The organism is Ruegeria sp. AH3, from assembly GCF_056536265.1.
This window is the reverse complement of record NZ_JBQFJL010000001.1, coordinates 2,696,427-2,708,229: the sequence shown is the minus strand read 5'-3', so window position 1 is coordinate 2,708,229 and position 11,803 is coordinate 2,696,427. Positions and strand designations below refer to the sequence as shown.

11 protein-coding genes and 1 tRNA gene are annotated in these 11,803 nt (G+C 57.5%); 3 read left to right on the top strand and 9 right to left on the bottom strand.

Translation table 11 applies throughout. From position 1 onward, the window contains the following. Positions 1–40 precede the first annotated feature (40 nt). Entirely contained in the window at positions 41–985 is a 945-nt protein-coding gene (locus tag ACR3EM_RS13685; RefSeq protein WP_480471209.1) for a substrate-binding domain-containing protein, read from the top strand. 190 nt (positions 986–1,175) lie between these two features. Here the strand turns inward: ACR3EM_RS13685 and ACR3EM_RS13680 are convergent, their stop codons facing one another. The 6 genes from ACR3EM_RS13680 to ACR3EM_RS13655 all read right to left on the bottom strand — a co-directional run bounded on the left by ACR3EM_RS13680 (position 1,176) and on the right by ACR3EM_RS13655 (position 8,357). Next, complete coding sequence (locus ACR3EM_RS13680) at positions 1,176–2,183, bottom strand: D-cysteine desulfhydrase family protein (RefSeq protein WP_480471208.1); 1,008 nt, start codon at positions 2,181–2,183, stop codon at positions 1,176–1,178. A gap of 16 nt (positions 2,184–2,199) precedes the next feature. Next, on the bottom strand, positions 2,200–2,928 hold the full coding sequence (locus tag ACR3EM_RS13675) for a TSUP family transporter (RefSeq protein ID WP_480471207.1): 729 nt from the start codon (positions 2,926–2,928) through the stop codon (positions 2,200–2,202). Positions 2,929–3,043: 115 nt separating this feature from the next. Then, the gene (locus ACR3EM_RS13670; RefSeq protein WP_480471206.1) at positions 3,044–3,784 is read right to left on the bottom strand and encodes an aspartate/glutamate racemase family protein; all 741 of its coding nucleotides are present in this window, start codon (positions 3,782–3,784) and stop codon (positions 3,044–3,046) included. Between the two features lie 28 nt (positions 3,785–3,812). Further along, positions 3,813–5,051: an NAD(P)/FAD-dependent oxidoreductase gene (locus ACR3EM_RS13665; RefSeq protein WP_480471205.1), complete on the bottom strand. Its 1,239-nt coding sequence runs from the start codon at positions 5,049–5,051 to the stop codon at positions 3,813–3,815. A 4-nt stretch (positions 5,052–5,055) separates the two neighbouring features. After that, positions 5,056–7,269, bottom strand: coding sequence for a TRAP transporter permease (locus ACR3EM_RS13660; RefSeq protein ID WP_480471204.1), 2,214 nt, complete (start codon positions 7,267–7,269; stop codon positions 5,056–5,058). 80 nt (positions 7,270–7,349) lie between these two features. Then, positions 7,350–8,357: a TAXI family TRAP transporter solute-binding subunit gene (locus ACR3EM_RS13655; RefSeq protein WP_480471203.1), complete on the bottom strand. Its 1,008-nt coding sequence runs from the start codon at positions 8,355–8,357 to the stop codon at positions 7,350–7,352. A gap of 128 nt (positions 8,358–8,485) precedes the next feature. Between ACR3EM_RS13655 and ACR3EM_RS13650 the strand changes: the two genes are divergently transcribed. Further along, the gene (locus tag ACR3EM_RS13650; protein WP_480471202.1) at positions 8,486–9,442 is read left to right on the top strand and encodes a LysR family transcriptional regulator; all 957 of its coding nucleotides are present in this window, start codon (positions 8,486–8,488) and stop codon (positions 9,440–9,442) included. 64 nt (positions 9,443–9,506) lie between these two features. Here ACR3EM_RS13650 and ACR3EM_RS13645 read toward each other — a convergent pair whose 3' ends face one another. The 3 genes from ACR3EM_RS13645 to ACR3EM_RS13635 form a co-directional block, all read right to left on the bottom strand. Continuing rightward, on the bottom strand, positions 9,507–10,229 hold the full coding sequence (locus tag ACR3EM_RS13645; protein WP_480471201.1) for an alpha/beta hydrolase: 723 nt from the start codon (positions 10,227–10,229) through the stop codon (positions 9,507–9,509). A 234-nt stretch (positions 10,230–10,463) separates the two neighbouring features. Further along, positions 10,464–10,539 (bottom strand) — tRNA-Ala (locus tag ACR3EM_RS13640). Positions 10,540–10,678: 139 nt separating this feature from the next. After that, on the bottom strand, positions 10,679–11,002 hold the full coding sequence (locus ACR3EM_RS13635; protein ID WP_480471200.1) for a TIGR02300 family protein: 324 nt from the start codon (positions 11,000–11,002) through the stop codon (positions 10,679–10,681). Positions 11,003–11,102: 100 nt separating this feature from the next. Between ACR3EM_RS13635 and ACR3EM_RS13630 the strand changes: the two genes are divergently transcribed. Then, a complete protein-coding gene (locus ACR3EM_RS13630; protein ID WP_480471199.1) occupies positions 11,103–11,795 on the top strand; it encodes a M48 family metallopeptidase in 693 nt (230 codons plus the stop codon). Positions 11,796–11,803 lie beyond the last annotated feature (8 nt).

Here is an 11,803-nt window from a genome sequence, read left to right as displayed (position 1 = left end):
GCATAACGAAAGACCAAAACGACCAACTGGAGGAAAAATCATGTTATCACGTCGTTTCATTCTGGGGGCGCTGAGTGCGGCAACCCTGGCAGGCCCCGCCTCGATGGCGGCTGCGGAAGACATTTACATCCCGCTGGTATCCAAAGGTTTCCAGCACCAGTTCTGGCAGGCGGTAAAGTCCGGGGCTGAACAGGCGGCGGACGAATTCAACGTCACCATCACCTTCGAAGGTCCGGACAACGAAACAATGGTCGACCGCCAGATCGACATGCTGGCTGCTGCCTTGGCCAACAATCCCAAGGCTATCGGCTTTGCCGCATTGGACAGCCAAGCCGCGATCCCGCTTCTGAAGCAGGCCAATGAAAAGGGTATTCCGGTCATCGCCTTCGACAGCGGTGTCGACAGCGATATCCCCCTTTCGACCGCGACCACCGACAACCTGGCTGCTGCCGGACTGGCGGCGGACAAGATGGCTGAAAAGATCGGCGGCAAGGGTAAGGTTGCTGTCGTGGCACATGACCAGACCAGCCGTACAGGTATTGATCGCCGCGATGGTTTTGTGAATCGGATGGCCGAAAAATACCCGGATATCGAAGTTGTCACGGTTCAGTATGGTCAAGGCGATCACCTGAAATCCACAGAGGTGACCAAGGCGATCCTGACCGCGAACCCGGATCTGAATGGCATTTTCGGCACCAACGAGGGCTCGGCCATCGGCGTGGTGAACGGGGTGCAGGAACTGGGCACTGAAGGGTTGGTCATCATCGGTTATGACAGCGGTAAAGCGCAGAAAGATGCCATCAAGAGCGGCCTGATGGCCGGCGCAATCACTCAGAACCCCGTGGGTATCGGGTATGAAACCGTGAAAGCTGCGGTTGCTGCGCTGAACGGTGAAGAAGTCCCGAACCTGATCGACACGGGCTTCTACTATTATGATGCATCAAACATCGACGATCCCAAGATCGCGGCCGTTCTTTACGACTGACAAACGCCACTCACTTGAGCCTGTCTGGCCCAGCCTGTTTGGTTGGGCCAGATGCGTTTGAACAAGTTTGGCCTTTGGCTATATTGCTGCCCCATCTTTTCGCAGCACGACAGGGCCCGGTTTGAGCTTTGAGAGTGCGAAACAAGCCTATTCACGCACTAGCCGGAAGCTTCGGATCCAGAGGCCGGCATCAGAATTCCAGCTCGCCTTGATAACCGAACAGTGCAGGTAACCCGCCGGTGTGCAGCATGACAACTTTCTGGCCGGGTTTGATTTGTTCCGTTGCTAGCAAGTCCAGCAACCCCGAGAAGGTCTTTGCAGTATAAACAGGGTCGAGGAATATACCCTCGGTTCTGGCCATTTTCTCCAGCGCAAACCGTGTTTTGTCACTGATCTTGCCATAACCCGGAGACAGGGCGGTGTCGGTGACATGTATCCTTTCGAGTAACGGTTCCGGCTCTATGGCCAGAAGATCGGCCAGTTTTTGCAGTACGATCTCCATCCGTGCGCTTTGTTGATTGCTGTCCCGTCGGACGCATACGCCAAAGATCGAGGCTGGGCTTCCTGTCAGTGCGACTCCTGTCAACAGACCGCCATGCGTTGCTCCGCTGCCCGAGGGGACTACGACCGCATCAAAGTCGCGCATCTGTTCATACAATTCCAGACCGGCAGCAACGTAACCCAACGCGCCCAGAGGCGGGTGATGAAGCCCCAGATGTATGACATAGGGTTTGCGTCCCTGTGCAGCCAGTTCCTCTGCACGTGCATGGAGCGCTGCATCCGCACCGGCTTCGTCCTCTCCTTCAGGGTAACTCATATGCTCCGCCCCGAGGATTTTGGCGAGCATCACGTTACCTGACGTGTAATAATCCGGCCCCATTTCCGGAACGCGTTCTTCCAGTTGCAGAACGGCTTGCATGCCCAGCCGGGCGGCGGCGGCCGCCGCCGAGCGCACATAGTTGGACTGAACCGCGCCGGTGATCAGAACGGTGTCAGCACCTTGCCGGAGCGCATCGCCGAAATAGAACTCAAGTTGCCGTGTCTTGTTCCCTCCGAACCCAAGCCCAGTCAGGTCGTCGCGTTTGAGCCAGAGGTCAATTCCGAGCTCGGCAGATAACCTGTCCAATCGTTCCAGAGGTGTTGGTCCGGACATAAAATCAGCCCGCGGAAATCGTGCCAGAAGGTCGTTATGGTTCATGATCCATCCACCGAAACTATGCCATCACATAGGCACGTTGAAAAAGGACACAGCAGGCAATCAGCGAAACCACGCGAATGGCTGCCTTGACGAGGGATTGTGGCAGGTAAGGACCGATGGCGCGACCCAATAAGCTGCCAATCAGCGTGATCACGGCAAAGCCCATGACCTGCGTGTCTGCTGAAAAGGCTTGCACGCTGGGTAAGCTGTGCAGCAGAAAGGCGACGCCATAAGCCACCAGTGCGATAGGTTGAACCAATTTGGCGACGTCCTTTGCCGATCGTCCCTTTGCAATCAAACCAAACACCATCAGAGGGCCAGGCGTCGCGGCCCATACAGTCGCAAGTCCGGACAAGCCCGATACGAAGGTAAAGCCAGTTGTTCCGATTGCCTTGTGAAGAGGTATCAGCGTTGTGACCAATCCGATCAGCAAAAGGCTGGCTGTCAGGGCCAGCACGAAAGCCTCGCTCAACATCGGATAAACCGCCAGGCCAACGACTATTCCGATAAGGCATCCTATGATCGCGGTCAGGAATGTCCGCCGTTCCAGGGTTAGTACGCGCCGATCCGTGGCGACTGCGGAAACGATTGTGTTCAATAGCAACAGAACCGGAATGGCCGTGGACGTACCCAGAAGGATCATCATCGGTGGGCCAGCAACGATGCTGAACCCGATACCGATCCCGACCTGCAGAATAGCGCCCAGACAGATGGCGATCATCAGCAGGTACAACTCTACGGTCAATTCAAACTCCCAAGGTCACAGCCACTTCTTACGTCTGCTGATGTATCCAGAGTTTCAGGTCATGGTCCATGCCGTTTTGTTGAAGCGAGTGATCGGCCAACGTCATGCAGCGTCATCACGACCAGGGCATAATCCCGGAATAGCGACCGCGAACCGCAACGGAATGCGCCATCTGAGCAAGCGTCGTCAGGTCGAAGACAGGCAGTTGAAGCTCCTCCTGAATTTGCGCCGCATAGGGGGGCAGGTCGGTACATTCCAGCACCAGAGACCGAATATCCGGTGCCTGACGTTTCAGGCGGCGGGCGGCGTCCATAACCTCGGCCTCGATCAGATCGGTGTCCATACGGGTGCGGGTGTTCCGCAGGATTACTTCGGCGAATTCGCTTGTATCCTCCAGGCCCTGCACAGCGACCGGGATACTGGCTGCTCCGACACCTTCGAAATGGCGTGGTGTCAGCGCAGACGCATCTGCAGTCAGCACACCGACCGGAGCACTTGCGCCTGTCATATGATAAGCCAGCGGCACCTGGATCAGACTTGAGGCAAAGACCGGCACGGAAACGGCTTCGGCGAGTTCCTTTTGAAACAGAGCCAGAAAGCCGCAGCTGCCTGTGATTGCGCGCACGCCCTCGGCCTCCAACCGTTGAACGCCTTTGATCAAGGGGGCCAGCAACTCAGGCGTTGGGTTGTTCAGCAGGGTGGGGACGGTGATACCGTCTATCATCTCGTAGAGCACGGGAAACGGCAGGCTGGACGGGTTTTTGATATGACCGGGCGGCTTGGGAAAATAGCTTTCAAGGCACAATACACCAATGGATGCACCGCAGATATTCTGACCGCCATTGTAAATCGGCATGGTGTTCGAATCCTTTCGATATCGCAGGTTAGAACCGGGCCGCCGAAAACGGGGCCAGATCGACGTTCGGGCTGCGGCCAGACACGAGATCGGCCACAAGCTCACCGGTTTTCGGGGCCATCATCAGCCCGTAATGAGAATGCCCGAACGCTGCAAAGAGCCCGCCCATGCCGTCAAGTTGCCCAAGCGCAGGCAAGCTGTCGGGAAAGGAGGGGCGTCGGCCCATCCAGAATTGCGCCCGGCTGGTATCAAGGTCTGGAACCATGGATTTGGCCTGCTCGGTCAGGATCTTCTTTTTGCGCGGATCGGCAGGGGCATCTATGCTTGCGAATTCGGCGGTGCCGGCGACCCGCAGACCCCCTTGCATCGAACTGGCGACCACTTTTGCATCCACATCCATGATTGAGTTGTTCAGACTGACTGAGGCGGCCGGAAATTCGACATGATAGCCGCGCTCGGCGACGAGAGGGACGGTCAAGCCTAGTGGTTTCAGCAGATCGACCGACCACACACCGGCTGCCAGTATGACATGCCGGGCGTACAATGTTCCTTGCCCGGTAGCGATCTGCCAGCCGCTGTCTATGTCGCGCGTCAGCCCGGTGACCTCGGTTCGTAAGATTTCAGCGCCCTGCCTGCGGGCCTTGTCGGCCAGAACCGCCCCCATACGCCCGGGCGAGGTCACCCGCGCCTGCCCTTTGATCACAATCGCGGCCTTGAACGCATCCGTCAGCGCAGGTTCGAGCCTTCGCAATTCAATGCCATCAATCCGTTCAAGGTCACCGCCTTTTTCCTGCCGGATCAAATAGTCCAGCCCATCCAGATTAGCCTGTTCGGGGCGGCGGAATGCGTGAACGTAGTAGCTGTCAGCGATCAGATCCTCGTGACTGGTGTCGCGCAGATGTCTGCGATACAGGTCAATGGACGGTCGGCATAAAAGCTCCATCGCGTCCGAGACCTCGCGCACGGTCTTTTCGCCGGAATTACTCAGAAACCGCATGCCCCATGGGATCATCTTAGGCCAGAAGGCAGGTCGGACTGAGAGCGCACTTTTGGGGTCCATCAACATCTGCGGAAGTTTCTTCCAGATGCCCGGAACCGCTTGTGGGATGATCGACCACGGAGACACGACGCCCGCGTTCCCGAATGATGTTTCCTGTCCGGGCTCGCCTCGGTCGACGAGCCTAACCGGGATACCGCGTTCCTGCAGTGACAGGGCGCAGCAAATTCCGACGATCCCCGCGCCGATGATGGTGACTTGTTCTGTCATCGTATCAGGCCGGCGAAGGGCTTCTGTTACGGCCGATCAACTGGGTGACAATGACTGGCGAGGCGACGGCCAGTGCGATCAGGTCCGCCATCAGTGATGGTGCCACAAAGATCACACCGGCAATGGCCATCAAAATCCGCGACGCAATGTTCAGCGGTTTTAACCAGTAGCCGACGACCGCAGCGGACAGTGCAATGACACCAGCGATGCAACTGGTGGCGGTGTAGGTGAATTCCCACAGATTGAACCCGGTCGAAGACACGAACAGCAAAACCGGAGCATAGACGAAAGCCATGGGTGCAATCACCTTGCCCAACCCAAGTGTGAAGGCGGACAAACCGGTTCGGAACGGGTTGGAATTGGCAATCGCCGCTGCCGCATAGGCCGACGTGCAGACAGGAGGTGTAATCTCGGACACTACGCCGTAGTAGAGCACGAACAGGTGGCTGGCGATGGGTGGAACGCCCAGCTGTGCCAGCGCAGGTTGTGCGACTGAAACCAGCATGATGTAGAGAGCCGTGGTCGGGATACCTGCCCCCATCAGGATGCAGACGATGGCGATGAAGACCAACGAGATGAAAAGTTGCAGGTCTTCCATGGCAAACAGCTGAAAGCTGCCGAACGAGATCATGTTATAAAGATCCGACGCCAGATTGCCTGCGCCCTGTGTCACCATGAACCCGATGCGGAAGCCGATGCCCGTGGTGTTGATCACTCCGACCACAATGCCGACCGCAGCCGCTGCGGCACCAACGGCCAGCGAGTATTTCACGCCCAGTTCGACCGCGGCCAGCATTTCCGGCACTTCGATTCGCCTCTGCGGATTGAGCGTGGCGATAACCGTCAGGCCGCAGAGAATTGCGGTCATGGTCAGATCGAACCCGCCGTCTGAGAACTTCCACAGTACAAAGGCCAGAAAGGCTGCCGCGTAGATCAGCGTTGGTGGCTGTTTGATGCGCGACATACCGGCGATGACTGCCAGTGAAATACCGCAGAAGGCCGACATGAAGGGCGTGTAGCCCGTGAACAGAACCACCAGCAGACCGATCAGCGGTACGATATTGGCCCAGCCTTCAGCCCAGACGGCTTTGAGCTGTGGCAGTTGCTCTTTTGCCAGACCTTGCAGGTTCAGCTTGCGCGCCATCAGGTGCACCACGGCAAAGACGCCGACATAGTGCAGGATCGCGGGGAAGATCGCCGCAATCACGATGGTGGTATAGGGCACCTCAAGGAACTCGGCCATGATGAAGGCTGCAGCCCCCATGATCGGCGGCGTGATCTGCCCGCCTGCCGAAGACGCGGCCTCGACCCCGCCTGCGAAATGGCCGGGGTAGCCCAGACGTTTCATGTTCGGAATGGTCAGCGCGCCGGTCGAAACGGTGTTGGCTACGGACGAGCCTGAGATGGTGCCGAAGAATGCGGAAGACACCACCGACACCTTCGCGGGACCGCCGGTATAGCGTCCGGCCAAGATGGTGGCGTTGTCGATGAACAACTGCCCCAAACCGGTCCGCTGAGCGATGACACCGAACAGGACAAAGTGAAAGACGATGGTGGAAACCACCCAAAGCGTGACGCCATAGATGCCTTCCTGCGGGAAATACATCGACGACACGAAGGTTTTGAAGTTCACGCCCGGATGCTGCAGCAAGCCCGGGAAATACGGCCCGAGCAGAGCGTAAGAGATGAACACACAGATGATCAGCGGCAGCACCCAGCCCAGCGTGCGGCGGGCGATGTCCAGCACCAGCAGGATGATGACCACGCCCAGGAACACGTCATAGCCGTTGGGGTTCCCCATGCGGAAGGTCTGCTCCTCAATCCCCAGAAACGGAATGCCGCGCCAGGCGAGGCCGACATACAGGGCTGCTACAATGCCGAACCCCATGAAGACCAGATCGTAGAAGGGGACATTGCCGATGCGGAAGCGACTGACCTTGAGGGCATACAGGCTTTTGGCACCGATAATCGGGATGGTCGCGTAGACCAGAATGAACAGCAGGGCCAGATAGATACCCATATGCCAATGGTCGGCGGGCAGGCCGAAACCAGCTGTAAAGAACTCGTAAAATGCAAAGATCAGGGCAACGACGCGCAGCACCTTGCCCGCAGTGGGAGTGACCTGCCGGACGGCAGCACCTTCGTCGAACTGCTCTTCGATGGCAGCCAGTTCCTCGGCTGTCAGTTCGTGGTCATCAAGTTTCTGGGTGTCGGACATGATGGCCTCCCGATTTCGCATGAGTCCAGAGTGCGGTGCCCCGCGCAGGGGCACCGACGACAGATGTCAGTGAGATGCGATTACTGAAGAAGCCCAGCTTCTTTATAGAACTTCTCCGCCCCCGGATGCAGAGGTACACCCAGCGCTTCGACGCCGTCCAGCGCCGTATCAGCTGTGATCTGCTTACCTTTGGCATGGCCATTATCCAGCAGCTTGCGAGTGTTGTCGTTCCACAGGGCCTTGGTCAGCTGATAGACCAGATCTTCGGACAGATCTGAAGAGACAACCAGCATGGCGCTCACCGCCGGGGTCTTGGTTTCGGCATCGATACCTTCATAGACGCCGCCCGGAATAGCCGAGGGGATATAGGCCGGGATGATCTCGTTGATCTTCGCCAGATCCTCGTCGCTGAACGAGTGCAGGTTCATGCCCTTGGTCGAGGAAAGCTGCACCATCGCGGCGACCGGCCAGCCTGCAGCATAGAAATAGGCGTCCAGCTGTCCGTCAGCCAGACGCTCGGCGCTTTGGCTGTTGTTCAGTTCGGCTTCATCCATGTTGTCGCGATTGACGCCCCAGGCTTCCAGCATCTGCAGTACGGCAACCTGTGTACCTGAACCAGCCTGCGCGATTCCGACGCGTTTGCCCTCCAGATCGCCCAGATCGCCAATCGTCGCGCCCGCGGGCAGCACCAGATGCAGATCTTCCGGGAACAGGTTGGCCACGATGCGCAGCTTGGGATGGGGTTTGCCGTCGAATTTGCCCTCGCCCAGATACATCGAGCGGGTGACGTCGGCTGCGGCCAGACCGGCCTCAAGCTCGCCGTTTTGTACGGCAGCATTGTTGAAGACCGAGGCCGTGGTGGATTGCGCGATGGCAATCAGGCCGGGCACGCCGCACTGGCCGCCCTCTTCGCAGGGGCGCGAGCCCGGAGGGGCCGAGATACCGTTGGCGATCGTACCGCCGATGGGGAAATAGGTTCCACCGGCACCACCTGTGCCGATGCGGAAAAAGGTCGGGTCCTGCGCCAGCGCCGGTGCGGCCAGTGCGCCAGCCAGAGCCAGGCCAGTCAGGCATTTCACTAGTTTCATCATCGTCTCCGTAGTTGGTTCGTTGGATTCGGTTCGCCCGAATTCTGATCCTGAAAGCGTAGAGACAATTCGCATAAATACAAATTTGTTATATTTCACTATACTAAAGTTTATCTTATATATTGAATATGAACCTGACCCAACTCGCCGTGTTCCGCGAGGTGATGGAAACCGGCTCCATCTCGCAAACGGCCAAGAAACTGAACCGCACCCAACCTGCCATCAGCCTGGCGCTGAAAAACCTGGAGAAGTCATTGGGGTTGACCTTGTTCGAACGGCACGGGCGCCGATTGGTGCCGGTACCCGAAGCACATTACCTCTTGGCGGAAACAACCGGTATCCTTGACCGCCTCGCAACGATTTCGAACACGATGGAAGGGCTGATCAAGGGCCATTCGGGTAGCCTCAACATTGCCACCATGCCTGGACCGTCGGCTTTTCTCTTCCCACGGTTCATCAGCCAGTCGGTCGCGGAAAACCCCGAGATACGCATCACGCTGTCCACTCGTAGCTCGCCCCAGATCATGGAACTTGCAGGAACACAGAATATCGATTTCGGGTTCGCAGATTTCGAACACTCGGCCGGGAAGGAACCCCAATATAAGGCCGAATTGATCCGGGCAGATTGCTTCTTTGCCGTAGACCGAGAGAACCCGTTGGCGACGCGCGAATACATCACCATCGAGGATTTGGATGGGGTTCCGATGGGCGGGCTATACGCCACCCATCCCTTTCAACAAAAGATTCGGCAGGAATTCCAGGATATCTCCGTGGACTACAACCCGACAGTGACTTGCCAGTATTTCATTCCGCTTGTTCCTTTTGTCAGTTCTGGCCAGTGTTGCAGCATCGTCGATCCATTGACTGTCGCGACGGAACGGGAACTAAATCTGTCCAACAAAAAAGTTGTGTTCGTTCCTTTTGAAAAACCACTCAGATATGAGTACGCGATCCTGAAACCGGAACATCGCCCCCCGTCTCAATTGGCTCTGAAGATAATGGCGGGCTGGAGAGCTGAAGTTCTGAAAATGTTGAAGGAAGTGGATGCGCACCCCCAAGCGGAGTTGTTTTCTCAGGAGAACTGAAACAACACTTTTATTGTGTTCCGGTGCCGTCGACTTGGTGCCCCGGCGTGAAGGGCGGGTTTTCTCAGCCTGGAGGCAAATGCGTGTCCAGGAAACCGGTTAGGGCCTCCCAGTATTCCGCCCCGTCACCACTCACGAGCGCCGACGCACCATGACGTCCGCGGCCCTTTGGTTCAAACCCTGTGACAGGGCCAGTTATTTTTGCTTCGAAAGGTCTCCACTGACCAGTCTCATTGCTGGCCGAGGTCAGAAAGACCGGCGCCTTCAGCTTTTCGAGCCGTTTTGAAACGTAATTATTGCTGCCGAAATATTCGCCGGGGGAAAACGCCATAACGGCGTCGGCAAAATTATCGTTATCCGCGGCCAAGACGAGGACTAGGCCGGCGGAATAAGAAGAGCCGAGCACGCCGACTTTTTGTGCACCAGCGTTGTTTCGCGCCCATGTAGCTGCGGCCTGCATGTCGGGGATGGCGCTGTCATAGGCAACATTGCCCCCCGCCTTGGCGGCGGTTTCGTTTTCCACCCCGTTGAATTTGCCGCCTGAGCGCTGGTCGACTGCAAGCGTCGCGTAGCCAAGCCCGTTCAACCGCTTGGCGATATCAGAGTATTCGCCGCGGCTTGCTCCAGCCATGTGATAAAGCACGAGAATGGTACCATAGGCTTTTTCGGGCTTTTGGAAATCTGCGGTTACGATAATCCCGTCGGAGGCCTTGAACCGCACCGTTTCGGCCGACGCGACGTTGGCGGCGAGAAGAATGGCTGCAAGCGTGAGAAGCGATTTGATCATGAAAGTCTCCCGAAGGCTCAGGAGAGACTTAGCATTTCCGCTATGTGGATTGCGGTAACGTTTTGAAGAGTAGGGCTCACCGAGTGAAGGGACGCTGACCTGACACGCTTGAGGTCAACGGAATTAATAGATGCCGTGTCTGGATAGCGAGAGATACGCATGCAGCTTCATTTTGTGTCACACCTGTGTGTCACACCGCTCTGATGCTTGCTATCTAGTTGTATGGTTAGGTTTTGGTGGAGCCTAGGGGAGTCGAACCCCTGACCTCTTGCATGCCATGCAAGCGCTCTCCCAACTGAGCTAAGGCCCCATACAGGTACCGCCTCGGCGGTGGACGGACGTTTATGAGACGTCGCAAGTGAGTTCAAGCCCTAATAACAGAATAGGCGAAAAAGTTTCGCTGGGTATTTAGGACTGGGACGAGGCGGCATAGGCCGCCCCGAGGTCTGTCAGCTTTCGTCGTCCGACGACATATCCTTGATGTCGTCCAGCGAAACGTTATCGCCGTCGTCCTCATCATCCAGCAGATCATCGTCCAGTTCGACATCCACATCGGCGTCATCGTCCAGAACGATATCGTCATCCGATGTCGCTTCGCGCGCCTTGACCGATGCTGCATCTTCCGCATCCGCAGCGATCATCCGGCTTTTGCCGGTATCCAGTTCCACGATCTCGCCTGTATAGGGGCTGACGATCGGGTCCTTGTTCAGGTCATAAAAGCGTTTGCCAGTGGTCGGGCAAACACGCTTTACGCCCCATTCTTCCTTGGGCATATCAAATCCCCTTGATATCAGGTGAATCTCATCAATGATTCAGGTCACCTGCCACAAGCGGCAGGGACTGTCAAAGCCTTTGCGCGAAGGAGATCGGCCCATGGGGCGACACGCATTGCCGGGAACGCCCCCTGTACCGCTGACATTGCGCAAATCGGCGCGTGCGCGGCGGATCAGTTTGCGGATTTCCCAACTGGATGGGCGGGTTACGTTGACCTATCCGACCGGGGTCGCCGAAGATGAGGCGTTGAGCTTTGCGCAGCAAAAAGAGGGCTGGATCCGAGGGCACCTGCAGGATCGGCCGGAGCCTGCCATTGTGCAATTCGGGCAATCGCTCCCCATTGAGGGGGTTGTACGACGAATCGTTCCCGCCTCGGGCCGCCGGGTGCAGCTGCGAGAGACGGAAATCGCCGTTCCCAAGGGCGCCGAGGCCCGGCGTCTTGCCCGTTTCCTGAAAGAGCTTGCCCGGGATCGGCTGACCGGGGCGTGTGACGACTATTCCGCGATGCTGGAGCGGCCATATAGCAGCCTCACGCTGCGCGATACACGCTCGCGCTGGGGGTCGTGCACATCGGCGGGGGGCCTCATGTTCTCGTGGCGTTTGATCCTTACGCCACCCGAAGTGCTGCATTATGTGGCCGCGCATGAGGTGGCGCATCTGGCCGAGATGAACCACTCGCCTGCCTTCTGGGCGCAGGTCGAGCGGATCTATGGCCCTTACAAAGCGCCACGCCGGTGGTTGCGCGACCATGGCACGCATCTGCATCGATACCGATTCGAGGCCAGCAGTTGACCTGAGAA

Excerpts from the sequence above, each read along its gene's own strand:
- ACR3EM_RS13685 (WP_480471209.1), top strand. The coding sequence starts at position 41 with ATGTTATCACGTCGTTTCATTCTGGGGGCGCTGAGTGCGGCAACCCTG.
- ACR3EM_RS13680 (WP_480471208.1), bottom strand. The coding sequence starts at position 2,183 with ATGAACCATAACGACCTTCTGGCACGATTTCCGCGGGCTGATTTTATG.
- ACR3EM_RS13670 (WP_480471206.1), bottom strand. The coding sequence starts at position 3,784 with ATGCCGATTTACAATGGCGGTCAGAATATCTGCGGTGCATCCATTGGT.
- ACR3EM_RS13665 (WP_480471205.1), bottom strand. The coding sequence starts at position 5,051 with ATGACAGAACAAGTCACCATCATCGGCGCGGGGATCGTCGGAATTTGC.
- ACR3EM_RS13660 (WP_480471204.1), bottom strand. The coding sequence starts at position 7,269 with ATGTCCGACACCCAGAAACTTGATGACCACGAACTGACAGCCGAGGAA.
- ACR3EM_RS13655 (WP_480471203.1), bottom strand. The coding sequence starts at position 8,357 with ATGAAACTAGTGAAATGCCTGACTGGCCTGGCTCTGGCTGGCGCACTG.
- ACR3EM_RS13650 (WP_480471202.1), top strand. The coding sequence starts at position 8,486 with ATGAACCTGACCCAACTCGCCGTGTTCCGCGAGGTGATGGAAACCGGC.
- ACR3EM_RS13645 (WP_480471201.1), bottom strand. The coding sequence starts at position 10,229 with ATGATCAAATCGCTTCTCACGCTTGCAGCCATTCTTCTCGCCGCCAAC.
- ACR3EM_RS13635 (WP_480471200.1), bottom strand. The coding sequence starts at position 11,002 with ATGCCCAAGGAAGAATGGGGCGTAAAGCGTGTTTGCCCGACCACTGGC.
- ACR3EM_RS13630 (WP_480471199.1), top strand. The coding sequence starts at position 11,103 with ATGGGGCGACACGCATTGCCGGGAACGCCCCCTGTACCGCTGACATTG.